Source organism: Arthrobacter sp. 01N444 (genome assembly GCF_056399305.1).
The window spans coordinates 210,933-235,926 of sequence record NZ_JBFTRB010000002.1 but is presented as its reverse complement, the minus strand read 5'-3'; the positions used below and the strand labels follow the sequence as shown (position 1 = coordinate 235,926).

Sequence of the window (24,994 nt, the reverse complement as noted above, 5' to 3'; positions counted from 1 at the left end):
GGCGCAGGACGGCAAAAGGCCGCCCCGCAGTTGCGGGACGGCCTTTGGCTGGAACCGGCGACGTCAGCGAAGCCGCAGTTCCGTGGATCCGGTGAGGACTAGACCTCGGTCAGGACCTTGGTGACGTTGGGGTCAACCGAGATGCCCGGGCCGAACGTGGTGGCCACGGTGGCCTTCTGGATGTAGCGGCCCTTGGAAGCGGACGGCTTGAGGCGGAGGACCTCTTCCAGTGCGGCTGCGTAGTTCTCGGCCAGCTTGATGGCGTCGAACGAAACCTTGCCGATGATGAAGTGCAGGTTCGAGTGCTTGTCGACGCGGAAGTCGATCTTGCCGCCCTTGATGTCGTTGACGGCCTTGGCGACGTCAGCGGTCACGGTGCCGGTCTTCGGGTTCGGCATCAGGTTACGCGGACCCAGGACCTTACCGAGGCGGCCAACCTTGCCCATGAGGTCAGGGGTGGCGACGGCGGCGTCGAAGTCGGTCCAGCCGCCGGCGATCTTTTCGATCAGGTCATCGGAACCAACGAAGTCGGCGCCGGCCGCGATTGCGGCCTCAGCCTTGTCGCCCGTTGCGAAGACGAGGACGCGGGCGACCTTACCGGTGCCGTGCGGCAGGTTGACGGTGCCGCGGACCATCTGGTCGGCCTTACGCGGGTCAACGCCGAGGCGGAAAGCGACCTCAACGGTGGCGTCGAACTTGGACGGGTTGGTGTCCTTGGCGAGCGTCACTGCCTCGAACGGCGCGTAGAACTTCTCCGCGTCGATCTTGGCCGCGGCTGCCTCATATGCTTTGCTGCGCTTTGCCATGCTGCTTATTTCTCCTTGTGCAGTTGTGGTCTGCGGACCGCGCTGGGCCCTGCCACAGGCGGCATTCCGGCTGGTGTATCCGTTCCGGAATTCCGCTCTTCATTGTTTAGGTGGTGCCGGCTGGCCGGCGGTGCTGACGGCGTCGTGACCGGTTTCCCGATCCCGGCGCATCAGCGGTGGGGAATTAACCCTCGACGGTGATACCCATGGAGCGGGCGGTGCCGGCGATGATCTTCGCTGCGCCTTCGAGGCTGGTGGCGTTGAGGTCTTCCATCTTGGTGGTGGCGATCTCGTTGACCTGGGCCTGGGTCAGCTTGGCAACCTTGACGGTGTGCGGGGTAGCCGAACCCTTGGCCACGCCTGCAGCCTTTTTGATGAGCTCTGCAGCCGGCGGGGTCTTGGTGATGAACGTGAAGGAACGGTCCTCGTAGACCGTGATTTCCACGGGGATAACGTTGCCGCGCTGGGCTTCCGTCGCAGCGTTGTACGCCTTGCAGAATTCCATGATGTTGACACCGTGCTGGCCGAGCGCAGGACCGATCGGCGGGGCCGGGTTAGCGGCACCTGCCTGGATCTGCAGCTTGATGAGGCCGGTGACCTTCTTCTTGGGAGCCAATGTAGGTCCTTCTCTCAAATACGTCCTGGGACACAGGAGCGTGCCTCAGGTTGGTGGCCGCCATGGCAAGGCGGCCGGCCGCTCCGTGGCTGCTAAGCGGGCAGCCCGGGGCGAATTCTTAGGGAAAAGCTAGATCTTGCTGACCTGGTTGAACGCCAGGGTGACCGGAGTCTCGCGCTCGAAGATGGACACCAGCACCACGAGGGTCTGGGAATCGATCTTGATCTCGGAGATCGTGGCGGGGAGGGTCTCGAACGGGCCTTCCTTGACGATGACCGACTCGCCAACCTCGAAGTCGACGTCGACCTGGGCGGCGGCGTGCTTGACCGGCTTGCCCTTCTCGGCCTGCTCTTCTTCGAAGACCGGCGCGAGCATGGAGAAGACCTCATCGAGGCGCAGCGGGACCGGGTTGTGGGCGTTGCCCACGAAGCCGGTGACACCGGGGGTGTGGCGGACGGCACCCCAGGAAGCGTCGGTCAGGTCCATGCGGACCAGGACATAACCGGGGATGCGGACACGGTTGATGACCTTGCGCTGGGCGTTCTTGATCTCAACGACTTCCTCCATCGGAACCTGGATTTCGAAGATGTAATCTTCCATGTCCAGGGTCTGGATGCGGGTCTCAAGGTTGGCCTTGACGCGGTTCTCGTAGCCTGCGTAGGAGTGAATGACGTACCAGTCACCCTCCTGGCGGCGCAGCTTGGCTTTGAACTCGTCCGCGGGGTCGACGTCGGCCTTGGCGGCCGCCGCTGCCAGCACGTCGGCGTCAGCCTCATCAGCGTCGGTGTCAGCCTCATCAGCGTCGGCGTCGGCTGCAACTACTGCCTCTGCGTCGTCTGCCGCTTCTGCTTCCGTGGCTACGGCCTCGTCAGTGACGTCGGATTCGGGCGCAGCAGACACAGCCTCGGACTCTTCCGCGGCTTCCACCGCGGCGTCCTGGCTCTTATCCAGCTCAGTCTCAGTTACCTCGAGCTCCTGCTCAGACACTTGGTCTCCTGCTTCCTCATTGCCTAACATGCCTATTTAAATGACTCAATTCCGCACACCCCGCGGAATCTCCGGTTTCCCGGGGCATCCACGCAGTCTGCGGACCGGTCGCCTTAGCTGTCCGTGGGGCCGCTGCCGCCGAAGACCCAGCTGACCGCGGTCCCAAAGGCCAGGTCCAGCAAGGTGACGATCACCATCATGATGGTCACGAACACCAGTACCACGAGTGTGTAGTTGATCAGTTCTTTACGGGTCGGTGCGACGACCTTCTTCAGTTCGCCAATGACCTGGCGGATGAAGATCGCGATACGAGCGAAGAAGCCGGGCTTGGCGGCATTCTTGGCGGGGCGGCCTTTGGAGCTGCTGGCAGCTGTTTCGGTCACCTGGTCCTCACTCATCCTCGCAATGATCGGATACCCGGCTCTGAACTGAACCATGGTTGCTGCGCTGGTTCCGGATAATCCGGAACAGCATGCGCAGGGCAGACAGGACTCGAACCTGCAACCTGCGGTTTTGGAGACCGCTGCGCTACCAATTGCGCCACTACCCTTCGGGGAGAAAAACCGCTCCGGCCGATGCGTCCCACAGGCTTCCCTGAGGCGCAGGCCATCATCGTGTTTTCAACACCGGAGAACCAGTCTACGCAACAACTGCGTCTACGTCGAACCGGCCCTCTTCGGACCCCTGCGTGCCTGCGAAAACCAACTGACAGCCGTCAGTCACATTCGGGTTCAGGCACCCCGGGGGATCCGCTGAACAGCATAGAGTAGATTTCGTCGAATCCCACATCCAGCCTTCCAGCTGCAAGCGAAGAACGGACCCGCCCATGTCTGCTGCCCGCATTTCCCAGCGCATTTCCGCCATAGCCGAATCCGCCACTCTGGCCGTCGATGCCAAGGCGAAGGCGCTGAAGGCAGCCGGCCGTCCGGTTATTGGCTTCGGAGCCGGGGAACCCGACTTCCCGACCCCCGGCTACATTGTGCAGGCCGCCATCGAGGCCGCCAGCCAGCCGAAATACCACCGCTACTCCCCCGCCGGCGGGCTCCCCGAACTGAAGCAGGCCATCGCGGACAAGACCTTCCGGGATTCCGGCTACCAGGCGGCGGCGTCCCAGGTGCTGGTGACCAACGGCGGCAAGCAGGCCGTCTACAACACCTTCGCCACCCTGCTGGATCCGGGCGACGAGGTCATTGTTCCGACCCCGTTTTGGACCACATACCCGGAGGCCATCCGGCTGGGCGGCGGCGTGCCGGTAGAGGTGTTCGCGGGCCCGGAGCAGGGCTACCTGGTCACCGTGGACCAGCTGGAAGCGGCCCTCACCGAGCGCACCAAGATCCTGCTCTTCGTCTCCCCTTCCAACCCCACCGGCGCCGTGTACTCGCCGGAGCAGGTCAAGGAGATCGGCCAGTGGGCAGCGTCCAAGGGCCTGTGGGTTGTCACCGACGAGATCTACGAACACCTGACCTACGACGGCGTGCCGTTCACCTCGATCGCCACCGCGGTGCCCGAGCTCGGCGACAAGGTGGTTATCCTCAACGGCGTGGCGAAGACCTATGCCATGACCGGCTGGCGTGTGGGCTGGATGATCGGGCCCGCGGACGTCATCAAGGCCGCCACCAACCTGCAGTCGCACGCGACGTCGAACGTCTCCAACATCCCCCAGGTCGCCGCCCTCGCGGCCGTGTCCGGGCCGCTGACCGCCGTCGAAGAGATGAAGGTCGCATTTGACCGCCGCCGCAAGGCGATCGTCGCGGGCCTGAACGCGATTGACGGCGTTGACTGCCCGACGCCGAAGGGCGCGTTCTACGTGTACGCGGACGTCCGCGCGCTGCTGGGCAAGGAGTTCCCGTCTGCGAACGGCCCGGTGCGGCCGGCCACCTCTGCCGAACTCGCGGCGCTGATCCTGGACGAGGTCGAGGTGGCCGTGGTTCCCGGCGAGGCGTTCGGCCCGTCCGGCTACCTGCGCCTGTCCTATGCACTCGGCGACGACGACCTGGCCACGGGCGTCGCCCGCCTGCAGGACTTCCTCCGCAAGGCCAACTAACACGTCACAAACCCCGATGCGCTATCACTTCGGGTCCTTATTCCAGTGCGATAAGGACCCTAAGTGATAGCGCATCCTTGGGTTAAAGCAGGCGGCGCTCGGCGGCCCAGCGGGTCAGCTCGTGGCGGCTGGAGAGCTGAAGCTTGCGCAGCACGGCCGAGACGTGGGTTTCAACGGTCTTGATCGAGATGAACAGTTCTTTGGCCACCTCCTTATAGCTGTAGCCGCGGGCGATAAGGCGCATCACTTCGAGCTCCCGCGCCGAGAGCTTGTCGAGCTCGTCGTCGGCGATGTCCGCGGGGGCCGTGCCGAACGCGTCCAGGACGAAGCCCGCCAGCCGGGGTGAGAAGACGGCGTCGCCGCCTGCCACGCGGCGGACAGCGCCGCTGATCTCCGCGCCGGAAATGGTCTTGGTGACATAGCCGCGCGCGCCGGCCCGGATCACGGACACCACATCTTCTGCCGCGTCGGAGACGCTCAGCGCCAGGAACCGCGTGGTGCCCAGCAGGGGCGCCGAGCCGGCCAGGACCTCGCGTCCGCCGCCACCCCGGCCGCCGGGAAGATGGACGTCTAGGAGCACGACGTCGGGGCGCTGGACTGCGATGACGGCGATTGCCTCCTCCACCGTTCCGGCCTCCCCCGCGACGACGATGTCCGGGTCCAGGTCCGCCTTCAACCCGGAGCGGAAGATGGCGTGGTCGTCCACGATCACCACGCGAATCGGTGCGGGGTTTCCTTGCACAGGGTTTCCTGATGTTGGGCTGGTCACGGTTTGACCTCTCCGTTGGCGTTGTTGGCGGCGGCCGAGGCGGTTCCGGCAGAGGCGGCGGCGACGGGCAGCCGGAGCCGCACTTCGGTGCCGTCCGGGCTGCTGGTGATCGCGGCGGTGCCGCCGTGGCGGTTCATCCGGCCGATGATCGATTCCCTGACGCCGAGCCGGTCCGGGGGAACGGAATCCGGATCGAAGCCCGGGCCCCGGTCCTTGACGAAAACTTCCGCGGCGGCGTCGGTGACTTCCAGGTAGACGGACACGCCGCCGCCGCCGTGCCGGGCTGCGTTCAGCATGGCCTCTCGGGATGCCTGGACGAGGGCCTCATGGCGTTGGGTCATGGCGCAGTCCCCCACGCTGACCACCTCGACGGCGTTCCCCAGGGCGTCCTCGACCTCGGCTGCGGCGGCCTTGATGCCGTCGGACAGCTGACCGGATTCCTTGTCGGCGTCCCGGTACAGCCAGCCACGCAGCTCGCGCTCCTGCGCGCGGGCCAGCCTGATGACATCGTGCTCGTTGCCGGCCCGGCGTTGGATCAGGGCGAGGGTCTGCAGCACGGAGTCATGGAGGTGGGCGGCGATCTCGGCACGCTCGGTGGCGCGGACCCGCCCCGCGCGCTCTGTTTCCAAGTCGCGCCAGAACTTCAGCCCCCATGGCAGAAGCACCAGGGCCACGCCGCCGAGCACGGCCACCGAGGCCAGGAGGGCGAGCCAAGTCTGTTCCCAGGACCCCGAGCCGGACACCATGACCAGCACGCCGGCCACGACGAGGGCGAGCCCGGCCGCGAGGCGGGCCCAGCCGCCGGCCTGGTCCGCTTTGGTCTTGTCCACGAGCCCCGCCCGGCGGGTCTCGTCCAGTTGCATCCAGGCGATCGCGGCACCGCCCAGGATCGCCGCGACCGGGATCAGGGTACCCAGCGGCACGTCGACCCCCAGGAGCCGGGCGATCAGGATCCCGGCGGCCAGCAACAGGCCCGCGCCCAGCAGGATCTCCTTGCCGAAGGGCATGCCGGAAACTTTGGACCGCCAGGACCCCGGCGCCGCCGTCGTTGGCGTTCCACTGGTTCCGGGGGCTCCAGGCATGCCGGGGGCGTCGGGCAGGTTTGCCACGCCCGGGGTGTCCGGGAAGCTCACTGCCGGAGCGATGGGCGATGCCGGGCGGCGGGCGGTGCGCCGGGCGCTTTCATCCGCCGTGGGGACCATGATCCAAAGCCAGGCGTAGAAGGCCACCCCGGCCCCGCCGGCGAGCGCAGCCACTGCCATGCCGATCCTGACCATGCGCACCGGCCAGCCCAGGTGGTTGGCGAGGCCCGCGCACACGCCGGCAATCACGCGGTCGCTGCTGCGGACCAGCGGCGGGCGGGCGGGCGCGGTTGTCATGCCTCAATCCAAGCACGGATCGGGGTTTCCCGGACGCGTTTGAGGGCCCAACCGGGGGCCACTCAGGGACCGTTCAGGGTGTTCCCCAGTAGAGGCCGGCGCCGGGAACGGGAAGGATCGAAGTATGAACCCGCACACTCCGCACCCCGATGAAGGCCCGGCCTCCGCAGACCGGCCGGCCACGGATCGATCCCACCCCGAACTTCCAGAATCGGAACTTCCAGAACCGGAACCTCCCGCCACGGATCTTCCGCACACTGAGCGTTCCGTCACGGACCTTCCGCACACGGAACGTCCCGACCCCGAACTTCCAGGCACGGGCCAGCCCGCTCCGGCCTTCTCCGGGCCGGGCGGCGCGCCGCCGGAGCCGCCGCGGCTTTACCCGCCCGGCGATCCGAATGGGCCGTTGCCCGGCCGGCAAACCCAGAATTTCTTCGACTGGATCCGCAGCCAGGGCATTTACCGCGGACGCGACCGCTGGATCGGCGGCGTGGCCAGCGGCATAGCCCACCGGCTCGGCGTCGATCCGCTGATTATCCGCGGCGTCCTGATCGTCCTGACCGTCTTCGCCGGAATTGGCGTTCTCGCCTACGGCCTGGCCTGGGCGTTGCTGCCCGAACCCGACGGCCGCATTCACGTCCAGGAGGCCGCCGCAGGGCGGTGGACAGCCGGCATGACCGGCGCGCTCATCACCTCGGTCATCGGTTTCCCCAGCCTGGGCACCGGGGTCTGGGGCTGGGACCGCTTCGGCTTCGGCGCCTTCGTCTGGACCGTCTTCTGGGTGGGCGGTGCCATCTACCTCGTCTACTACCTGACCCAACGCAACAAGATCCGGGACGGAGCCACTGGCATGCCTTCGCGTTACGACGCAGGCAGCCCGGCCGGCGCCGCGGCTTTTGCGGCTAGCCCCCGCACCGCCGCCGGGCCGCAATCAGCAGGCAGCTTCCCGCAGGGCGGCGGCCGGACATATGGCGACCCGGCTGACAGCTCTCGAGTCACCGGCACCGGCCCGGACTGGGGTCCGCCTCCGCCGTCGGGACCCATTGCGTCCGGCCCCGTCCCGCCCGGCCCTGTTCCCCCAGGCGGCTACGGACCGGGGTCCGGCGCCACACCGCCCGCACCGGCCGCGCGCAACCTTGGCCCGGGCGCTCCGGCGGTCGCCATCACCGTCGGCTCCGCCCTCCTCGTGGGCGGGGGCATCAAGGCCCTCGACGCCGCCAACGTGATCGATCTCGGCGATGCCGGCAACGCGCTGGTCTGGGCCTTCGGCGCGGCCATCCTGGGCCTCGGGATCCTGTTCGCAGGGCTGCGGGGCCGGACCTCCGGGATCCTGGGCTTCTTCGCGGTCGTGGCCCTGCTGATCGGCGCCATTTTCAGCGTGGTCCCGCACGGGGACCGGTTCCGCTTCCAGAACGCCGACTGGACGCCGGCGAGCATTCAGCAGGCCCAAGGCGGCTTCGAGATCACCGGCGGCGCCGGAACCGCGGACCTGACCAAGCTGGCGCTGAATCCGCCCCTGGGCTCCGACGTCGTAGTTCCGATCGACGCGACGGCCAGCAACCTCACCGTCGTCATCCCCGCCACCGTTCCGGTGCACATCCAGGCGGACATGACCATGGGCAACCTCCACGACGGCAACCAGGACCGCGGCGGCATGACGACGCAGCAAAGCGACTACAACACCGCGAAACCGGGCGCCCGGCTGGTCCTGGAGATCTCCGGCACCGTCAGCAACGTGACCATCAAGGAAGGCAACTGACATGAGCAGCTATGACGACTCGCCGCTGGCCGATGCCGGGCACGACCCCGAAGCGGGTTCGCCCGCCCGGGTGGGCACAGTGGTCTGGGGACTGACAGTGGTGGCATTGGCTGCACTGATCATCATTTCCCGGCTCGGCCTCGTGGCCCTCAACGGCACTTATGTGCTGATCGGCCTGATGATCGGGGCCGGGGGTGCCCTGGTAGTGGGCGGCCTGGTCTCGGCACGCAGGCGTGACAATAAGTCAACTACAGGGAAGTCTTGACCCATGGATAAATTCTTTGACACCATCCGGGGCCTCGGCCTGAAACGTGGTCCGCAGCGCTGGGTTGGCGGCGTCTGCGGCGGGGTTGCCGCCAAACTGAACGTTGATGTGGCCTATGTCCGGATCGCCTACCTGCTCCTGAGCCTGCTCCCTGGCCCGGCGTTCGTGGTCTACCTCGCGGCCTGGCTCCTCCTCCCGGACCAGCGCAACGCAATCGTCCTCGAAAGCTTCCTCTCGAAGCGTTCCTCCCGGCCCTGACATCCATCACAGGCCATCCGTCACAGGCCGGCCCGGCCCCGCGGCCCGGCCCGGCGGCAACCTTCCCCGGTAGCTGCGCCGCACCACGAAAAGGTGCCCCCGCCATCATGGCGGGGGCACCTTTTGTAACCGTTTGTGTCCTGCCCCACACCCGCCACTAGACTCTAGGGTGAGCTCAGCGTGGCGCTCTGCCTGTACCCCTTCAAACCAGGATTTGAGCCAAGACATGAAAATTGGAATCCTCACCAGCGGCGGAGACTGCCCCGGCCTGAACGCCGTCATCCGTGGCGCCGTCCTCAAAGGAATCGCGGTCCACGGCCAGCAGTTCGTAGGATTCAAGGATGGCTGGCGCGGCGTTGTCGAGGGCGACATCGTGGAAATTCCCCGCACCATGGTCCGCGGCATCGCCAAGCAGGGCGGCACCATCCTGGGCACGTCCCGCACCAACCCGTTTGAGAACGGCGGCGGTCCCGAGGTCATCAAAGCCAACATGGACCGGCTCGGGATCGACGCCATCATCGCCATCGGCGGCGAGGGCACCCTGGCCGCCGCAAAGCGGCTCACCGACGCCGGCCTCAAAATCGTGGGCGTGCCCAAGACGGTCGACAACGACCTCGACGCCACGGACTACACCTTCGGCTTCGACACGGCCGTGGAAATCGCCACCGAGGCAATCGACCGGCTGCGCACCACCGGAGAGTCCCACCACCGCTGCATGATTGCCGAAGTCATGGGACGGCATGTGGGCTGGATCGCCTTGCACGCCGGCATGGCCTCGGGCGCCCACGCCATCCTGATCCCGGAGCAGAAGGCCTCCATGGAACAGATCGCCGAATGGGTCGTCTCCGCCCACGACCGTGGCCGCGCCCCGCTGCTCGTCGTCGCCGAGGGGTTTGTGCCCGAAGGCCAGGAGTCCCCGCATTCGGAGCGCGGCCTCGACACCTTTGGCCGGCCCCGCCTCGGCGGCATCGCCGAAATGCTTGCCCCCGAACTGGAGGCACGCACCGGCATCGAGACCCGCGCGACGGTCCTTGGCCACATCCAGCGCGGTGGCGTCCCGACGGCGTTCGACCGGGTCCTGGCCACCCGCCTGGGCATGGCCGCCATCGATTCGGTAGTGGAAAAGCGCTGGGGCACCATGGTGTCGCTGCACGGCACGGATATTGTGCACGTCGGTTTCGACGCCGCACTCGGCAACCTCAAGTCCGTACCGCAGAGCCGCTACGACGAGGCCGCAGTCCTCTTCGGCTAAGCGGACACCGGCGGGGTCCGGCTCGGGCGCGGCCCGCAGGGAAGAAGCGGGCCGGCAGCGCCGCAGCCAGGCAGGGGGCAGCCGGACGCGCGGCCGCGATGGGTAGGGTCGATTCATGACTCTTGAGCCCGGTTCCGCAGAAATTGTCCAGCTCGCATGGGCGCGCCGCCTGGGGTTCGACGACGGCGCCTTCGCGGCTGCCGCCGGCGTGAGGCTCACCCGGGCGGATGAGACAGCCCGGTCCCTGCAGTTCGTCCGCCTGTTCGGCAACTCCGCGCTGGTGGGCCCGCAGTGGGCGCTGGACGCCGCCGAGGGTCTCTCGGACGAGGAACTGGCCCAGCACGTGACGCTGCTGACCATCACCCGCGGGCACGGCGGCCACGGGCTCGGCGCCGCGGCACTCTTCTTCGCCGACGACCTCCCCCTGCAGCAGCCTGCCGGGGAGCTGACGGTCTCGCACGGGAACCCGGAAGCGATCGAACTGGAGACCTTCTGCCCGCCCGACGACGTCAACGAGGTGGGCCTCGCCGACCTGGAACACCGCTTCACCGTCCTGCATCTGGAAGACGGGCGGCGGACGCCCGTGGCCTGCGGGGCGTATGCCGAATGGGAAGGGCTCCTGGCCCATATGGGCGTGCTGGTCGCGCCCGAATGGCGGCGCCACGGCCTGGGCAAGCTGGCCGCCTCAGTAGCCGCCCACGAGGCCCTCGCCGCCGGACTGACGCTGCAGTGGCGTTCAGAAGTCAGCAACAAGGGGTCGCTGGCGCTGGCCCGGAGCCTGGGATTTTCCGCGGGCGGCATCCAGACCAGCGTGCTGCTGGGCTGATCCGGATGCCGCCAGGCTAGCCGCGCTCCGCGGCGGCCCTGTCCGTGTCTGCCCTGTCCGTGTCTGCCTTACCCGTGTCCGCTGCTGCGGCTGTGGCTGCGGCAGCATCTGGTTCGCCCCAGCCCTGGACCGGCTTGGGCTTGGCGAAGAACAGCGCCACGGCAGCGCCGAGCAGGATGACCGCCGCCGGCAGCAGGATGGACTGGCCCATCGCCGTCGAGAACCCCTCATGAAGCTCCGCCGGCAGGGCCCCGCCGAAGCCCATCGGGCTGGCGTCTGCGCCTGCTCCGGGCCGGGCGGGGAGCTCGGCCGCCAGCCGCGACTGGATCAGGACGGCGATGGCGGCGCTGCCGAGTACGGCGCCGATCTGGCGGGTCGTGTTGTAGACGCCTGAGCCGGCTCCGGCCTGCCGCGGCGGCAGGTTGCGTGTGACCGTGGAACTCAACGGCGCCCAGATGCCTGCATTGGCGAAGCCCAGCACTGCGCTCGGCAGCAGGAACAGCCAGATGGGGGTGTCCGGGTGCATGAGCAGGGCATTCCAGAACAGCGCCACGGACATCAGGACCAGGCCGGTCGCGGTGATGAATTTCGGGTTGACCTTGTCGATGATCCGGCCGACGACGGGGGCGAGCCCGCCCGAGATCAGCGCCATCGGCACCATCATGAGCGCCGACTGGGTCGGGGTCAGTCCGCGGACGATCTGGTAGTAGAAGATCAGCGGCAGGCTGAACGCGGTGACGGTGAAGCCCACCGTGGTGATCGCAATGTTGGCGAGCGAGAAGTTCCGGTCCTTGAAAAGGGACAGGGGCAGCAGCGGTTCACCCGTGTTGAACTTCTGCCACAGGACGAAGACCACCAGCACGGCGATGCCGCTGATGATCAGGCCCCAGACGGTGATGGGGCCGGCGATGGTGCCCCAGTCGTACGTCGCGCCCTCCTGGATGCCGAAGACCAGGAGGAACAGGCCGAGGGCGCTGAGCAGCACGCCGGGAATATCGAACTTGTGCGGGTGGGTGGTCAGCGAGGGCACGAAACGCTGGGCGAGGATGAAGCCGACAATCCCGACGGGAACGTTGATGAAGAAGATCCATTCCCAGCCGAGGCCGTCCACCAGCACGCCGCCGAGGATCGGGCCAACCAGCGTGGCGACGCCGGCCGTGGCACCCCAGATGCCCATAGCCGCTCCGCGGCGGTCCGGGGGGAAGATCCGGGTAATGACGGCCATGGTCTGCGGCGTCATCATCGCCGCGCCAAGGCCCTGGACCACACGGGCCGCGATGAGGATCTCGACGCTGCCGGAGAGGCCGCACCACAGCGATGCCACGGTGAAGACGACGAGTCCGGAGAGGTAGAGCTTTTTCGGACCGAAACGGTCCCCGAGCCGGCCCGTGATCAGCAGCGGCACGGCATAGGCGAGCAGGTAGGCGCTGGTGACCCAGATCACCGAGTTAATGTCAGTGTTGAGGCCCTCCATGATGCTGGGGTTGGCCACCGAGACGATGGTGGTGTCGATCAGGATCATGAAGAAGCCGATCACCAGAGACCAGAGTGCCGGCCATGGCCGGGCTACGTTTTCCATGCGGTTCCTTAGGGGCTGGTGTGAAACGGTGGATGGGCTGTGTGTGGGGGCGGCCGGGTTCCGGCCGCGGTCCTGTGCGGGGTTCACCACGGCAGTTCGCCGGAGCGGAGCTGGTCCTGAAGGCTGCGGATCCAGGCGATTTCGGCGCGCAGCGTGCTCTGCTGGAACTGGACATCGATCCAGTACTTGCGCTCCACACCCTTCTTCGCGAGCAGTTCCTCGCCGGAGACCAGGAAGCCGAGTTGCTCCTCCAACGCCTGAAGGCGCCGGTCGAGGAGTTCGACGACGACGCCGGCGGGCAGGTTGTAGGCCTCGGAGACGGCCAGCGGGAAGGCCGGGTATTCGTTGACCGGGGCGGCGAGCATGTCCTGCAGCCACGTCGTGAACGCTTCGCGGCCGGCAGCCGAGATCGTGTAAGTGGTGCGCTCCGGACGGTTGCCTCCCCGGTCCGTTCCCGTGGCTGTGACCAGCCCCTGATCCTCGAGCCGCCCGACGGCGTGATAAAGCGTTCCTGGCCGCACCTTGACCAGCCGGTCCTCGTGCCGCGCGATCAGGAGCTGGTACATCTCGTAGGGATGCATCGGTTCTTCCACGAGCAGGGAAAGTGCGGCGACACCCAGGGGTGTCAATGCGGTTGCCCGGGCCATGGTGCAGTCCTTCTCGGTTTAGCAGTGTTCTCTTCGGCCTAAACGGCAGTTACTCCACTAAAGATTATTCCACGTGGAGTATTTGAGGGCAATCCTCCCCAACCCGGGCCGGCCGCGCCCCGGCCCCAGGCGCGATTGGTCAGCCGAGGAGGGCCAGGATGTCCGTTCGGGCGAACATCTGCGCGGCGGCCCGCGCGGTGGGGGTGCCGGCGTCCGGGTCGGCCCCGGCGTCCAGAAGTTCCCGGGCCACGTCCGTGTAGCCCTTGAAGACAGCACCGGCCAGCGGGGTCTGGCCGCGGTCGTTCGGCGTGTTGGCGTCGCCGCCGTGGTCCAGGATCAGCCGGACAGTGCCGGCGTGGCCGTGGTAGGCCGCCAGCATCACCAGCGAGTCGCCGGAGGAGGTGGTCAGCGTGGCCGGGGCACCGGCGGCCAGGTAGCTGCCCAGCAGCGCGGAGTTGCCCTCGCGGGCGGCGTCGAAGAGCGCGTGCGCCAGCGCGAGTGTCTCGTCGTCGGGCGCGGCGCCCGGCTCGTTCACTTTGGACCCGCCGTTCATCGGGTGCCCCGCAGGAAGCCGGTCTGGCGGCCCACCACCTGGCCGGCGTCGGGGGCCACAATGACTTCCTGGGCCGCGGAGTACGGCTCGTCCCCGTCCACGACGGTCAGGACCTCGTCCGGGGCGACGGAGCGTTTGATCACGGCCAGGGCGACGGGGCCCATCTCGTAGTGCTGCGCCACGGAGGTCACGGTGCCCACCTTGCGCTCGCCCGCACGCACCTCGCTGCCGGCCGCGGGCAGGGTGTGCTGGGAACCGTCGAGCTGGAGGAACACGAGACGGCGCGGCGGGTGGCCCAGGTTGTGGACGCGCGCGATCGTCTCCTGGCCCTTGTAGCAGCCCTTGGCCAGGTGCACGGCAGTGCGGAGGAGGTCGAGCTCATGCGGGATGGTCTTGTCGTCCGTTTCCGCGCCCCACCGGGGCCGCCACGCCGCAATCCGCAGCGCTTCGGAGGCCATGGTGCCGGCGAGGGCACGGTCGCCCACGGTCGCGACCAGTTCGTCCGCGGGGACCAGGTACTCGAACCACGGCCGTTCCAGTCCTGGATGGGCGTCCTCGCCCACCACAGCGTAGGAGTAGCCGCCGGCGCCGACGTGCGGCCACGGGTCTTCCCACGCCTGCAGCGCGTCCCATTCCGGGATGCGGTGCGTGGAGCCGAGTACGGCCCAGTCGGCGGAGACGTCCGCGATTTCGACCCGGAGCATGAATTTCATCTTGTTGAGCCATTCGGCGAGCGGGGCCGCCTCGGCTGCCTCGACGATCAGCCAGGTCGTGGCGCCGTCGTCCACCACCCTGGCGTCAAATTCGATCCGGCCCTGCACGCTCAGCAACAGCAGTTCGGTGGACTGGCCAGGGGCCAGGGAAGTGAGCTGCTGGGAGGACAGGGTGTTGAGCCAGCTCAGGCGGTCCGGCCCGCTGACCGTCACCACGCCGCGGTGTGAGAGATCGACGACGGCGGTGCCGGCGGCCAGCGCCCGCTGCTCCCGGAGCGGCTCGCCGTAGTGGGCGGCGACGCCGGCATCGGCGCCGCCGGCCTCAACCGCGGCCGGGCGCGACAACAGGGGGCTTTTGATAGTCATATTGAAAGGAACGTCCTTAGCTCTGTGCGTATTCCGGCCCCGGCAGGTTCCGGCCCCGGCAGGGACAATCTGGCTCCGCCGGACTGTGGGGCAGGCCGGTCCTAGCGGTATTCCGGATTTTCAAAGTCGAAGCGGGTGCCCGCTTTCCAGGCGTCGGGCAGGTTTCCGTAGGCGGGAATGCCGCCCGCGTCCTTGAGCATGCGCGCCAGGTGCATCATGTTCCAGGTCATGAAGGTGGTGTTGCGGTTGGTGAAATCGCTCTCCGGCCCCCCGGACCCCTGGTCAAGGTAGCTCGGTCCCGGCCCGACGGGACCGATCCAACCGGCATCGGCCTGCGGCGGGATGGTGAAGCCGACGTGCTGGAGGCTGTACAGGACGTTCATGGCGCAATGCTTGATGCCGTCCTCATTGCCGGTGATGAGGCAGCCGCCCACCTTCGGGTAGTAGGCCCACTGGCCCTTCGCGTTCAGCTGCCCGGAGTGGGCGTAGAGGCGCTCGATGAGCTTCTTCGTCTGCGAGGAGTTGTCCCCCAGCCAGATGGGCCCCGCGACGACGACGATGTCCGCTTCCTGGACGGCCGGGTAGAGTTCCGGCCACTCATCGGTGGCCCAGCCGTGTTCGCGCATGTCCGGGTAGACCCCGCTGGCGATGTCGTGGTCCACCGTGCGGATCACGCGGGTGCTGACGCCCTGCTTCTCCATGATCCGGCGGCTGACCTCGATCAGGCCCTGCGTGTTGGACACGTCCGGGGACTTCTTGAGCGTGCCGTTGAAGAACACGGCCTTGAGGTCGGCGTAGCTGGCGCTGCCGGGTGCTGTGCTGCCGGCTGAGCTGGTGACTGTGTCATTCACGGTATTTCTCCTGGGTCGATGGTGACAACGGAAAAATCAGTGAGACCGCGTAATTAGCCTGCTTTGGCGAGGATGGCCGATGCGTGGGCCTCCAGGCCGCCGCCCGCCGTCGAATTCTTGCCGGTGGCCACGTCCCAGCGCCACAGCAGGTTTCCTTCCACCAGCCCGAAGATCCGGGTGGCCGCCGTGTACTCCTTGGAGTGGCTGCCGCGCATCACCATGTCGGTGCTGAGCTGGATCTGGGGGCCCCTGATCTGGCCGTAGTACAGCTCCGAGATCCCGCCGGGGTGGGCGATGGAGACCGAGATGTCGAAGCCGCCGTCGCTGTTGCGCAGGGCCTCCACCTCGTCGGCGCTCTTGAGCACCGGGACGATGTCCGCCGGGATCAGGCCGGGGCCGCCGTCCTCCTCGCGCTGCTTACGCTCCAGCGCCCAGAAGCCGGTCTCGACAGTGAGGGGACGCAGCTTCGTGCCCTCGTCGTCGGTCAGCCAGCTCTCGGCGCGGTACTGCAGGTACGGCAGGCCGTTGTGCGTAAACGAGACGTGTTGCAGGAAGTGCTCGGAGTCCTCGTCTCCAGCCCCCAGCCGGCCGCTGCCCTCCCACTCACCAATGAGCCAGGACAGCGGAACGATTTCGGGGGTCAGATCAGTAGGGATTTCAATCGGCACAGCATCTACCTCTGGAAGCTACGGGGTCTGGAACGTGTTACTTCTGGCCTTTGAAGAGGCGGTACACGACAAAGCCGGCAAACCACGCCATGGACAGGCTGGCCACGCCAAGCAGGACAAGGAAAAAGATCTCATATGCAAGTACGGACATGATGCCATCCTAACGCTTAGTAGATGAGTAGTTTGTCTATGAAGTAGGCCAGGGAACCGACAGCAGAAACCGGCCCGAGCCCCATGCCCACGGCCGCCAAAACATTAAGGCCTTCACCGTTGAGGATGACGAGGCGGCGGAAACTCACCAGCACCGCCCCCACGACGACGCCGACGAGGGCCGCCGGCAGCACGGCGATGTCGGAGAACACCAGGCCGGCGAGCGGCCCGGCAAGGCCGGCGCTCACGATGCCCAGCGGCGCCACGATCCGGTCCGGCCAGCGGATCAGCCCCGCCAGCAGCGCGATCGCCGAGCTGATGGCCGCCACGAGGATCATTTCGCGGACCCCGTTGAAGCGCGAACTCGCAATCCAGCCGGCGCCGAGGCAGGAGAGCAGGACACCCGCGCACGAGCCCAGGGTGGATTCGAGGCGCTGGGCCTGACCGGTGCCCCGGATCAGCTGCATGACGAAGATCGCCATGACCCCGACGGCCAGGAATGACGGCGTCCAGTCCAGGAAGCCCGGAGCCGGGAGATAGGTCGCAGCCACTGCCGACCCGACGCCGGGCAGGCCAATCAAGACCGCGAGGGTCTTCTTGGCGGGGATGCCGAGAAAGTAGGGCCAGCCGATACCGATGCCGGCGGCGGCGAGCGCCGCGACGGCCAGGAGGACCTCGGGCGAGGCATAGGCTCCGGCGACAATCGCCGCGAGACCGGCCAGGCCGATGATCCCGACGCTCCACGGCTTCACTGTCTGCTCGCCATCGGCAGACCCAGCATGGCCAGACCTTCGCTCACTGCGGACCCCAATTCGACTCGGCTCAATTTCGACGGGCCGCGGGCCCTGACGGTTCAATCCTGCCCTATGTGAACGGTATGTGTCGCAAAAGGAGGCGCCGGAGGTGACGGGACCATGGCCGGAATGGGGCCTTTAGGTATACTCAACATCAGCAACAAGACGCCCAACGATGCGCGGACACCCCTTGGAGGAACAATGTCGCACATCCTGCTATTGACGAACAGCACGGGAACATCCGTGGACGTCCTGCCTGCTCTGGAACTGCTGAACCACCGGGTGCATATCCTTCCGGCCGAGCCCACTGCCCTGCTCGAGACCGACCCCTGCGACATCGTCCTGCTCGATGCCCGCAAGGACCTGGTCGGCGCACGTTCCCTCACCCAGCTGCTCAAGGCCACCGGCCTCAGCGCCCCGTTGATGCTGATCCTCACCGAGGGCGGCATGGCCGCGGTCTCCTCGGCGTGGGCCGTGGACGACATCCTCCTGGAATCCGCGGGCCCGGCAGAAGTCGAGGCCAGGATCCGGCTCGGCGTCGCGCGCGCCGTTCCGGACAAGGAAGACGTGCCGACCGAAATCCGGGCCGCCGGCGTCGTGATTGACGAGGCCAGCTACACCGCACGGGTCAACGGCGCCGCGCTCAACCTGACCTTCAAGGAATTTGAACTGCTGAAATACCTGGCCCAGCACCCCGGCCGGGTGTTCACCCGCCAGCAGCTGCTGACCGAAGTCTGGGGCTACGACTACTACGGCGGCACGCGCACCGTGGATGTCCACGTCCGGCGGCTGCGGGCCAAACTGGGCGCCGACCACGAGAACCTGATCAGCACCGTCCGCAACGTCGGCTACCGCCTGACCCTGGTCCGCCAGCCCGAGGACGAACTGACCGAGGCCTGAGCGCGCCACGGCCGCCACCGCGCGGCGGCGCCGGTACGCAGGCACTGTACACAAGCACTGAACGCAGAAGGCCCCGGACTCTGGAATCCAGAGTCCGGGGCCTTCTTGGTGCACCAAACCATCGGCACAAACTTCTCAGTATTTAACAGTATTTCTCAGTGGAGGACATACGGGTCGAACGTATCGAGGCCACCCCAGTGGTGGATCCCCCTCGCATCTGGCTCAACGCCGGACGAGATAACGACTATACGCGGCCGTCCGCAGTTCGACAAAATCGGCCGCTGACCCCCATGCACCCGATAGCCTTGCACCATGAGCCCTGCGCACCCGGAAAACTGGCCCGTACACACTGAAAAAGGAACCGTGGACGCCGCGCTGCTGCGGGACGTCGCCGCCCTTGTCGCCGCGGCGGAAGAGTCCGACGGCAATCCGCCGTTGTCCGAACAGACCCTTGTCACGCTGCGCGCCGGCGATGCGGGCGAGCACTCGGTGCTTGCCCTGGCCCTCTATGCCCCGGACGACAAGTTGGATCCCGCGACGGCGCAGGACCTGGCCGGCGTCGCCGTCGTCATCGAGGAACCCGACGGCACCGGCATCCTCGAGGTCGCCGTCCATCCCAGCTACCGCAACCAGGGCGTGGGCGACCGCCTGCTGGGCGAACTGAAGACCGTCCGCGGCTTCGCCGGCCTGAAAGCCTGGTCCCACGGAAACCACGAGGCCGCGGCCGACCTCGCGGCCCGCTACGGCTACGGAGCCGTGCGTGAGCTGTGGAAGATGCGGTTGATGACGGCGGCAGCGGCCCTGCCGGAGGTCCAACTCCCGGACGGCGTACAGCTCCGCGCCTTCGTGCCCGGCCGGGACGAGGACGCCTGGCTGGCCGCAAACAAGGCCGCCTTCGCCCACCACCCGGAGCAAGGCAACATGACGCGGGCCGATCTGGACGCCCGGATGGCCGAACCGTGGTTTGATCCCGCGGGCTTCCTGCTGGCCGTCGATCCGGCGGACCGGCTCCTGGGATTCCATTGGACCAAGGTGCACCCCCGGCACGGCGACCACCCCGCAATGGGCGAGGTCTACGTGGTGGGCGTGACCCCCGACGCCCAGGGATCCGGGCTGGGCAAGGCCCTCACGGTCGCCGGCATCAGGCATCTTCAGGACCTGGGGCTCCGCGCCGTCATGCTCTACGTCGATGCCGACAACACCCCCGCCGTCGCCCTCTACCGCCGGCTCGGATTCACCCGCTGGGATGTCGACGTGATGTACGCGCCGCTGCCGCAGCAGCCGTCACCGGCCGCCGCTCCAGCGCCGGACGGCGTTAGTCAAGTCGGCGGATAACCGTCCCGGCCCGGGCCGAAACCTGGGGTCATCCGGCCATGATTGCTTGTAAGGTTGAAGCTACATCGCGCCAGCATTGAGGAGACACCATGCCACGGGATACCGCCCGGACATCCACGTCTGAACCAGCAACGCCGGAAAAGGGGGCGCGTCCGGTACGTGCCCGCTTTGGCTCCTCCGAAGTGCCGGCCTCGCGCGCCACGCAGGACCGGATCGACATTCCGGAGTTCGCACCGAACCTGGAACCGGAAGGCGACATCCGCCCCGACCGGTTCCTGGACCGGGAACTGAGCTGGCTTGCGTTCAACGCGCGGGTCCTGGAATTGGCCGAGGACCCCAACCTGTACCTGCTGGAGCGGGTCAGCTTCCTGTCCATCTTCGCCTCCAACCTGGACGAGTTCTTCATGGTCCGGGTGGCCGGGCTGAAGCGGCGGATCGCCACGGGGCTCGCCGTCCCCTCCCCTGCCGGGCTGAGCCCCATGCAGGTCCTGGAGCAGATCGGCGAGGAGGCCCACCGGCTGCAGCAGCGCCACGCCCGGGTCTACGCCGAACAGATCCGTCCGGCGCTGGCCTATGAGCACATCCACCTGATGCACTGGGAGGAGCTCGACTCGCAGGCCAAGGACCAGCTCAGCGCCATGTTCGCGGAAAAGGTTTTCCCGATCCTGACGCCGCTGGCCGTGGACCCGGCGCACCCGTTCCCCTACATCTCCGGGCTGTCCCTGAACCTCGCCGTGGTGGTCCGCAACCCGGTCAGCGACAAGGAGCTCTTCGCCCGTGTCAAGGTCCCTGACCAGCTCCCGCGCCTGATCTCCATCGACGGCGCCCGCGCCGGCTCCGTCCCGGGACGGGTGGCACGGTTCATAGCGCTCGAAGAAGTGATCGCCGTGCACCTGGACCAGCTGTTCGCCGGCATGGAGGTCCTGGAACACCACATCTTCCGCGTGACCCGCAACGAGGACGTCGAGGTCGAAGAGGACGACGCCGAAAACCTGCTGCAGGCCTTGGAGAAGGAACTCCTGCGCCGCCGGTTCGGCCCGCCCGTCCGCCTTGAGGTCACCAATGACATCAACCCGAACATCCGTGCCCTGCTGATCCGCGAGCTCGGCGTCGAGGAATCCGAGGTCTACTCCGTGCCGGCGCCGCTGGACCTGCGCGGGCTCTCGGTGATTGCCGGGATCGACCGGGCGGACCTGCACTACCCCAAGCACGTCCCGCACACCTCGCGCTACCTCAACGAATCGGAAACGTCCAAGGCGGCCAACGTCTTTGCCGCCATGCGGCGACGGGACATCCTCCTGCACCACCCGTACGACTCCTTCTCCACGTCGGTCCAGGCGTTCCTGGAACAGGCAGCCGCGGACCCCAAAGTCCAGGCCATCAAGCAGACCCTGTACCGCACTTCCGGTGACTCCCCGATTGTCGATGCCCTGATCGACGCCGCCGAGGCCGGCAAGCAGGTCCTGGCGCTCGTGGAGATCAAGGCGCGCTTTGACGAGCAGGCGAACATCTCCTGGGCCCGGAAACTGGAACAGGCCGGCGTCCATGTGGTGTACGGCATCGTGGGGCTCAAGACCCACTGCAAGCTCTCCCTCGTGGTCCGCCAGGAAGTGGACGGCCTGCGCCGCTACTGCCACATCGGCACCGGCAACTACCACCCCCGCACGGCCCGCTACTACGAGGATCTGGGCCTGCTGACGGCGAACGAACAGGTCGGCGAAGACCTTTCGAAGCTGTTCAACCAGCTCTCCGGCTACGCGCCGAAGTCCACGTTCAAGAGGCTGCTCGTGGCGCCGCGCTCGGTCCGTTCCGGGCTGATCGACAGGATCGAGACCGAGATCAGGAACGCCCGGGCCGGCATCCCCGCCCGCGTCCAGATCAAGGTCAATTCGATGGTGGACGAAGCCATCATCGATTCCCTGTACCGCGCGTCCCAGGCCGGGGTGCAGGTGGATGTCATTGTCCGCGGCATCTGCTCCCTGCGGCCCGGCGTTCCGGGCCTGAGCGAGAACATCACGGTCCGCTCCGTGCTGGGCCGCTTCCTGGAACACTCCCGCGTCTTCGCTTTCGCCAATGCCGGCGACCCGGTGGTTTACATCGGCTCGGCCGACATGATGCACCGCAACCTCGACCGCCGCGTTGAAGCCCTCGTGCAGCTGACGAGCGGCGACGACACGAGCTATGTCCTGGACTTGCTCAACCGCTACATGGTGCCCGAAACCGCGAGTTGGCATTTGGACAAGCAGGGTGAATGGACCCGCCACCACCTGGCGGAAGACGGCCAGGACCTCAAGGACGTGCAGTCCTGGCTGCTCGCCTCCCGCTCGCGCCAGCGCTCGACCAGCCTGCGGTAGGGATCGTGAGTGTGAGCAGCGATGCACTGGTTGCGGACCAGGCTGACCAACCCGGCGAAGAGGTTTCCGTCACGGCGGCGGGCGCCATCCCGTGGCGCCTCAATTCGGTAAACAAGGACCAGCTCGAGGTCCTGCTGATCCACCGTCCGCGGTATGACGACTGGTCCTGGCCGAAGGGCAAAATCGACGCCGGCGAGACCATCCCGGAGTGCGCCGTGCGCGAGGTGGAGGAGGAGATCGGGCTCACCGCTCCGCTGGGGATCCCGCTCCCGCCCATCCACTACCACGTGGCGGCCGGGCTGAAGGTGGTCCACTACTGGGCGGTCGACGTCGACGGCGCCGTCTTGATCCCGGACGGCACGGAAGTCGACAGCGTCATGTGGTGCCCGCCCGAGAAGGCCGCCCGTCTCCTGAGCAACCCGAGCGACATCGAGCCGCTGCAGCACCTGGTGAACGCCCACGACCGCGGGGAGCTGGCGACCTGGCCGCTGCTGATCGTGCGCCATGCGAAGGCCAAGCCCCGCTCGTCCTGGTCCAAGGCCGAGGGCGACCGCCCGCTGGCCGCCACCGGCATGCGGCAGGCGCAGTCGGTGGGGCGGCTCCTGCAGGCGTGGAAGCCCGCGCGGATCGTTTCAAGCCCGTGGCTGCGGTGCGTGGCCACCATCGCACCCTACGCCAAGGCGGCCGACGCCAAGGTCAAGCTCAACGAGGCCCTCACCGAGCACCGGCACAGCCGCAGCCCGCACAAGACGGCAGCCGTCGTCGAGGGATTGTTCGACAAGCAGCGGGCCGTGGCGCTGTGTACGCACCGTCCGGCCCTGCCCACGGTCCTGAAGCAACTCGCGAAGCACATGAACTCCCGGCTGCGGGACCTGCTGCCGTCCTCGGACCCGTTCCTGGCGCCGGGCGAGATCGTGGTCTGCCACGTGGCCCGCGGCAGCAAGAAAAAAGTGGTCGCGGTGGAGCGGTTCAAGCCGTTCGACGACTGAGGTCCTTGACCCCGGGGGGCCCTAAGCCTAGTTTGTATCAATAGCTTGATACATTACTGCTGAATCTTGGGGGATTCCGTGCCGGTCCTGTTGAACGTGCCGCCGATGCTGTTGCTCGGCCCGGCGATCGCCGCCCTGCTGGTGTATGCCGTCCTGCGGTGGGTGATCTGGGCTCCCGGGACCGGAACGTCGCCGCAGACAGTGTCGGAGCACGGGCTGTGGGTAGGTGTGATTGGCTGGCTCGCGAGCTCACTCCAGGGCGCCATGACCCTGGGTATCATCCCGGCCAATCCGTCAGCGTCCGCCGTGGTGGGCGCCGACTCGATCATCCCGGCGCTGGCATGGCCGGTCCTGGGCTGCCTGGGCGTGCATGCCCTGGGACAGGTCACCTACCCGGGTCCGCGGCGAATGCGGCGGCAGGCAGTGCTGTCCGTGCGGCGCATCAAAGACTTCCTGCCCCGCAGGCTGGCATTGACCACGGCTGCGATCTTCGTCTCGGCTGCCGCGGCCATCGCCCGGACTGCCACGTTGCCCGGGTTCGCGGCCGTGGCTCCCACTACGGTCAGCGACGGCGCGTACGGCTACTACAACAGCGGCGGCGACGGCCGTATCCCCGGACCGGAGGTGGCCGCATGGCTCGGCGGCGCCCTGCTGGTGCTGGCCGTCGGCACGTGGCTGGTTTTGTGGCTGATCGGCCGCCGCCGGCAGCTGGAGGCCCTTGACGCGGCGGACAACGCTGTACTGCGGACCATCGCGATGAACCGGCTGCTGCGCACAGTGTCCACAGTGGCTGCCGGCTTGGCGGTCATCGCGGGGAACTTCGCGGCCCGTCCCGATCCGGCCCAGCAAACGGGATCGTGGACGAACTTCGCCGGCCTCGCTGCGACCGTGGTCCTGCTCGTGATGTGGTGGTGGCGGCCGCCTCGGCTTGCTTCCGCCGGGCTGGGCGTCCGGAACCGGCCGGAATCAGGGATCGCCGCCGGCCGCCAGCACCCGGCCGCCAGGCTGGTCTCCTCACTTGGAGCGCTCCTGGGCCTCGCGGCCGCCGTGCCGCTGGTCGCCGGAGCCTTCCTCGCCCCCGTGATCATGGCGGCCGCCGGCTACGGACTTGCGGGACTCGTGGCCGTGATGGGCACCTGCGTCCTGCTGGTCATCGCCGGAGGCGAGCTGGTCCTGCAGCGCAACTACGGAATGCCGGAGGCGCCGCGCACCTGGCCCCGGCAGCCGGTCAGCCCGGCCCTGCTGACCACGGCGGTCCTGGCGCTGCTGGTCTTCCTGGCAGCCCTCGCCGTCACCGCCGCGGGACAGGCCCTGCTGGCCGAAGATCGCGGCTGGGTTCCGGTTGCACTGCTCACCGCCGGGACCTGCGTTGCCGCCCTGCCGGCGTTCCTCCGGGCCCGGTCCCGCCAGGGCGTCCGCGACGCCCCGCGCGGTCTGGACCCCGCGCTGCGAGCCATCACTGTCCACCGCGTCGTGCGGACCCTCGCCGCAACCCTCACGGCCCAGGCCGGTGTCCTCCTGCTGACCCAGACCAATGCCTGGGCGGCGGTGTTCGGGCCGGACGCGTTCGGCGACGCCGTCGATCCGGCCGCCGGATCGTGGTGGCCGGCGACCCTGGCAGGCGCTGTCCTGGCCGCCAGTGCCGTGGTCATCGCCGTCATCCCCGTGGGCGGCCTGGCCCGGAAGACCCCCGCTCCCCTGCCGCGGAAGGAAGTCGCCGCGTGACGGCGGGCATCGCCGTCAACCTGCGTTCGCCAGTTCCCCCCTTCGAGCAGATCCGGACGCAGATCGCCTCCCTCATCAGCGCCGGGACGCTGGCAGCGGGAACCCGGCTGCCGACCGTCCGCAGCCTCGCGTCGGACTTGGGCCTCGCGGCCGGGACAGTCGCGCGGGCCTACAAGGAACTCGAACTGGCCGGACTGGTCGAAACCCGGCGGCGCAACGGCACGGTGGTCGCCGGCAGCCAGCCGATCCTGACCCCGCCCGCACCTCCGCCGGGCACGGTCCCGGTGGAGGTGATCGCCGCCGTCGACCGCTGCATTGCGGAAGGCCGCACTGCCGGGCTCGACGACGCGGCACTGCTGGCGATCCTGCGGGCGAGGCAGGGAGGGTCACACAAATAAGGAGAGCCAGC

The 24,994-nt window shown here is 67.7% G+C and carries 25 protein-coding genes and 1 tRNA gene; 12 read left to right on the top strand and 14 right to left on the bottom strand.

All coding sequences use genetic code 11. The features are described from left to right. Positions 1-98: 98 nt before the first annotated feature. The 5 genes from rplA to AC1DKN_RS03350 all read right to left on the bottom strand — a co-directional run bounded on the left by rplA (position 99) and on the right by AC1DKN_RS03350 (position 2,959). Complete coding sequence (rplA, locus tag AC1DKN_RS03370; RefSeq protein WP_018773648.1) at positions 99-806, bottom strand: 50S ribosomal protein L1; 708 nt, start codon at positions 804-806, stop codon at positions 99-101. Positions 807-990: 184 nt separating this feature from the next. Continuing rightward, a complete protein-coding gene (gene rplK / locus AC1DKN_RS03365) occupies positions 991-1,422 on the bottom strand; it encodes a 50S ribosomal protein L11 (protein ID WP_018773647.1) in 432 nt (143 codons plus the stop codon). A gap of 129 nt (positions 1,423-1,551) precedes the next feature. Continuing rightward, complete coding sequence (nusG, locus tag AC1DKN_RS03360; protein WP_476870463.1) at positions 1,552-2,409, bottom strand: transcription termination/antitermination protein NusG; 858 nt, start codon at positions 2,407-2,409, stop codon at positions 1,552-1,554. A gap of 113 nt (positions 2,410-2,522) precedes the next feature. Further along, entirely contained in the window at positions 2,523-2,807 is a 285-nt protein-coding gene (gene secE / locus AC1DKN_RS03355) for a preprotein translocase subunit SecE (protein ID WP_028276538.1), read from the bottom strand. A 79-nt stretch (positions 2,808-2,886) separates the two neighbouring features. After that, positions 2,887-2,959: transfer RNA gene (locus AC1DKN_RS03350), tRNA-Trp, on the bottom strand. A 276-nt stretch (positions 2,960-3,235) separates the two neighbouring features. Between AC1DKN_RS03350 and AC1DKN_RS03345 the strand changes: the two genes are divergently transcribed. Beyond that, complete coding sequence (locus AC1DKN_RS03345) at positions 3,236-4,453, top strand: pyridoxal phosphate-dependent aminotransferase (RefSeq protein ID WP_476870462.1); 1,218 nt, start codon at positions 3,236-3,238, stop codon at positions 4,451-4,453. A gap of 82 nt (positions 4,454-4,535) precedes the next feature. On the opposite strand, the gene AC1DKN_RS03340 is transcribed toward AC1DKN_RS03345, so the two are convergent. Next, on the bottom strand, positions 4,536-5,195 hold the full coding sequence (locus tag AC1DKN_RS03340; RefSeq protein ID WP_223913807.1) for a LuxR C-terminal-related transcriptional regulator: 660 nt from the start codon (positions 5,193-5,195) through the stop codon (positions 4,536-4,538). 23 nt (positions 5,196-5,218) lie between these two features. Beyond that, positions 5,219-6,601: an ATP-binding protein gene (locus tag AC1DKN_RS03335; protein WP_476870461.1), complete on the bottom strand. Its 1,383-nt coding sequence runs from the start codon at positions 6,599-6,601 to the stop codon at positions 5,219-5,221. A 124-nt stretch (positions 6,602-6,725) separates the two neighbouring features. Here AC1DKN_RS03335 and AC1DKN_RS03330 point away from each other — a divergent pair, with 124 nt between their 5' ends. From AC1DKN_RS03330 to AC1DKN_RS03310, 5 genes are all read left to right on the top strand, one after another. Further along, positions 6,726-8,360, top strand: coding sequence for a PspC domain-containing protein (locus AC1DKN_RS03330; protein ID WP_476870460.1), 1,635 nt, complete (start codon positions 6,726-6,728; stop codon positions 8,358-8,360). 1 nt (position 8,361) lies between these two features. Then, positions 8,362-8,625, top strand: coding sequence for a hypothetical protein (locus AC1DKN_RS03325; RefSeq protein ID WP_028276533.1), 264 nt, complete (start codon positions 8,362-8,364; stop codon positions 8,623-8,625). A gap of 3 nt (positions 8,626-8,628) precedes the next feature. Next, positions 8,629-8,883, top strand: coding sequence for a PspC domain-containing protein (locus tag AC1DKN_RS03320; protein ID WP_476851311.1), 255 nt, complete (start codon positions 8,629-8,631; stop codon positions 8,881-8,883). Positions 8,884-9,109: 226 nt separating this feature from the next. Continuing rightward, positions 9,110-10,135 (top strand): 6-phosphofructokinase, encoded by a 1,026-nt coding sequence (locus AC1DKN_RS03315; protein ID WP_018773638.1) that lies wholly within the window; start codon positions 9,110-9,112, stop codon positions 10,133-10,135. A 115-nt stretch (positions 10,136-10,250) separates the two neighbouring features. Beyond that, entirely contained in the window at positions 10,251-10,961 is a 711-nt protein-coding gene (locus AC1DKN_RS03310; protein ID WP_223913802.1) for a GNAT family N-acetyltransferase, read from the top strand. A 16-nt stretch (positions 10,962-10,977) separates the two neighbouring features. Here the strand turns inward: AC1DKN_RS03310 and AC1DKN_RS03305 are convergent, their stop codons facing one another. From AC1DKN_RS03305 to AC1DKN_RS03275, 7 genes are all read right to left on the bottom strand, one after another. Further along, complete coding sequence (locus tag AC1DKN_RS03305; protein WP_476851313.1) at positions 10,978-12,540, bottom strand: MFS transporter; 1,563 nt, start codon at positions 12,538-12,540, stop codon at positions 10,978-10,980. Positions 12,541-12,623: 83 nt separating this feature from the next. Then, a complete protein-coding gene (locus AC1DKN_RS03300) occupies positions 12,624-13,187 on the bottom strand; it encodes a PadR family transcriptional regulator (RefSeq protein ID WP_476851314.1) in 564 nt (187 codons plus the stop codon). 139 nt (positions 13,188-13,326) lie between these two features. Then, positions 13,327-13,722 (bottom strand): ankyrin repeat domain-containing protein, encoded by a 396-nt coding sequence (locus AC1DKN_RS03295; protein WP_028276529.1) that lies wholly within the window; start codon positions 13,720-13,722, stop codon positions 13,327-13,329. A 14-nt stretch (positions 13,723-13,736) separates the two neighbouring features. Continuing rightward, on the bottom strand, positions 13,737-14,819 hold the full coding sequence (gene ygfZ / locus AC1DKN_RS03290; protein WP_476855678.1) for a CAF17-like 4Fe-4S cluster assembly/insertion protein YgfZ: 1,083 nt from the start codon (positions 14,817-14,819) through the stop codon (positions 13,737-13,739). Between the two features lie 101 nt (positions 14,820-14,920). Then, the gene (locus AC1DKN_RS03285; protein ID WP_476870459.1) at positions 14,921-15,670 is read right to left on the bottom strand and encodes a flavodoxin family protein; all 750 of its coding nucleotides are present in this window, start codon (positions 15,668-15,670) and stop codon (positions 14,921-14,923) included. Between the two features lie 53 nt (positions 15,671-15,723). After that, positions 15,724-16,338, bottom strand: a complete 615-nt coding sequence (locus AC1DKN_RS03280; RefSeq protein WP_476870458.1) for a nitrobindin family protein — start codon at positions 16,336-16,338, stop codon at positions 15,724-15,726. A 167-nt stretch (positions 16,339-16,505) separates the two neighbouring features. Further along, positions 16,506-17,240 (bottom strand): permease, encoded by a 735-nt coding sequence (locus AC1DKN_RS03275; RefSeq protein WP_223913795.1) that lies wholly within the window; start codon positions 17,238-17,240, stop codon positions 16,506-16,508. A 243-nt stretch (positions 17,241-17,483) separates the two neighbouring features. On the opposite strand from AC1DKN_RS03275, the gene AC1DKN_RS03270 reads away from it, so the two are divergent. The 6 genes from AC1DKN_RS03270 to AC1DKN_RS03245 all read left to right on the top strand — a co-directional run bounded on the left by AC1DKN_RS03270 (position 17,484) and on the right by AC1DKN_RS03245 (position 24,983). Further along, positions 17,484-18,182 (top strand): winged helix-turn-helix transcriptional regulator, encoded by a 699-nt coding sequence (locus AC1DKN_RS03270; RefSeq protein WP_277526303.1) that lies wholly within the window; start codon positions 17,484-17,486, stop codon positions 18,180-18,182. A 312-nt stretch (positions 18,183-18,494) separates the two neighbouring features. Beyond that, complete coding sequence (gene mshD / locus AC1DKN_RS03265) at positions 18,495-19,517, top strand: mycothiol synthase (protein ID WP_476870457.1); 1,023 nt, start codon at positions 18,495-18,497, stop codon at positions 19,515-19,517. 89 nt (positions 19,518-19,606) lie between these two features. Further along, entirely contained in the window at positions 19,607-21,871 is a 2,265-nt protein-coding gene (locus AC1DKN_RS03260; RefSeq protein ID WP_223913793.1) for an RNA degradosome polyphosphate kinase, read from the top strand. 11 nt (positions 21,872-21,882) lie between these two features. Then, complete coding sequence (locus AC1DKN_RS03255; protein ID WP_476855676.1) at positions 21,883-22,860, top strand: NUDIX hydrolase; 978 nt, start codon at positions 21,883-21,885, stop codon at positions 22,858-22,860. A 78-nt stretch (positions 22,861-22,938) separates the two neighbouring features. Next, positions 22,939-24,585: a hypothetical protein gene (locus AC1DKN_RS03250; RefSeq protein WP_476870456.1), complete on the top strand. Its 1,647-nt coding sequence runs from the start codon at positions 22,939-22,941 to the stop codon at positions 24,583-24,585. Then, the gene (locus AC1DKN_RS03245) at positions 24,582-24,983 is read left to right on the top strand and encodes a GntR family transcriptional regulator (protein ID WP_476851322.1); all 402 of its coding nucleotides are present in this window, start codon (positions 24,582-24,584) and stop codon (positions 24,981-24,983) included. The genes AC1DKN_RS03250 and AC1DKN_RS03245 overlap by 4 nt, the downstream gene beginning before the upstream one ends. The last annotated feature ends 11 nt before the right edge of the window (positions 24,984-24,994 follow it).

Excerpts from the sequence above, each read along its gene's own strand:
- AC1DKN_RS03315 (WP_018773638.1), top strand. The coding sequence starts at position 9,110 with ATGAAAATTGGAATCCTCACCAGCGGCGGAGACTGCCCCGGCCTGAAC.
- rplA (WP_018773648.1), bottom strand. The coding sequence starts at position 806 with ATGGCAAAGCGCAGCAAAGCATATGAGGCAGCCGCGGCCAAGATCGAC.
- AC1DKN_RS03335 (WP_476870461.1), bottom strand. The coding sequence starts at position 6,601 with ATGACAACCGCGCCCGCCCGCCCGCCGCTGGTCCGCAGCAGCGACCGC.
- mshD (WP_476870457.1), top strand. The coding sequence starts at position 18,495 with ATGAGCCCTGCGCACCCGGAAAACTGGCCCGTACACACTGAAAAAGGA.
- AC1DKN_RS03305 (WP_476851313.1), bottom strand. The coding sequence starts at position 12,540 with ATGGAAAACGTAGCCCGGCCATGGCCGGCACTCTGGTCTCTGGTGATC.
- AC1DKN_RS03345 (WP_476870462.1), top strand. The coding sequence starts at position 3,236 with ATGTCTGCTGCCCGCATTTCCCAGCGCATTTCCGCCATAGCCGAATCC.
- AC1DKN_RS03260 (WP_223913793.1), top strand. The coding sequence starts at position 19,607 with ATGCCACGGGATACCGCCCGGACATCCACGTCTGAACCAGCAACGCCG.
- AC1DKN_RS03300 (WP_476851314.1), bottom strand. The coding sequence starts at position 13,187 with ATGGCCCGGGCAACCGCATTGACACCCCTGGGTGTCGCCGCACTTTCC.
- AC1DKN_RS03325 (WP_028276533.1), top strand. The coding sequence starts at position 8,362 with ATGAGCAGCTATGACGACTCGCCGCTGGCCGATGCCGGGCACGACCCC.
- AC1DKN_RS03270 (WP_277526303.1), top strand. The coding sequence starts at position 17,484 with ATGTCGCACATCCTGCTATTGACGAACAGCACGGGAACATCCGTGGAC.
- ygfZ (WP_476855678.1), bottom strand. The coding sequence starts at position 14,819 with ATGACTATCAAAAGCCCCCTGTTGTCGCGCCCGGCCGCGGTTGAGGCC.
- AC1DKN_RS03310 (WP_223913802.1), top strand. The coding sequence starts at position 10,251 with ATGACTCTTGAGCCCGGTTCCGCAGAAATTGTCCAGCTCGCATGGGCG.
- AC1DKN_RS03330 (WP_476870460.1), top strand. The coding sequence starts at position 6,726 with ATGAACCCGCACACTCCGCACCCCGATGAAGGCCCGGCCTCCGCAGAC.
- secE (WP_028276538.1), bottom strand. The coding sequence starts at position 2,807 with ATGAGTGAGGACCAGGTGACCGAAACAGCTGCCAGCAGCTCCAAAGGC.
- AC1DKN_RS03320 (WP_476851311.1), top strand. The coding sequence starts at position 8,629 with ATGGATAAATTCTTTGACACCATCCGGGGCCTCGGCCTGAAACGTGGT.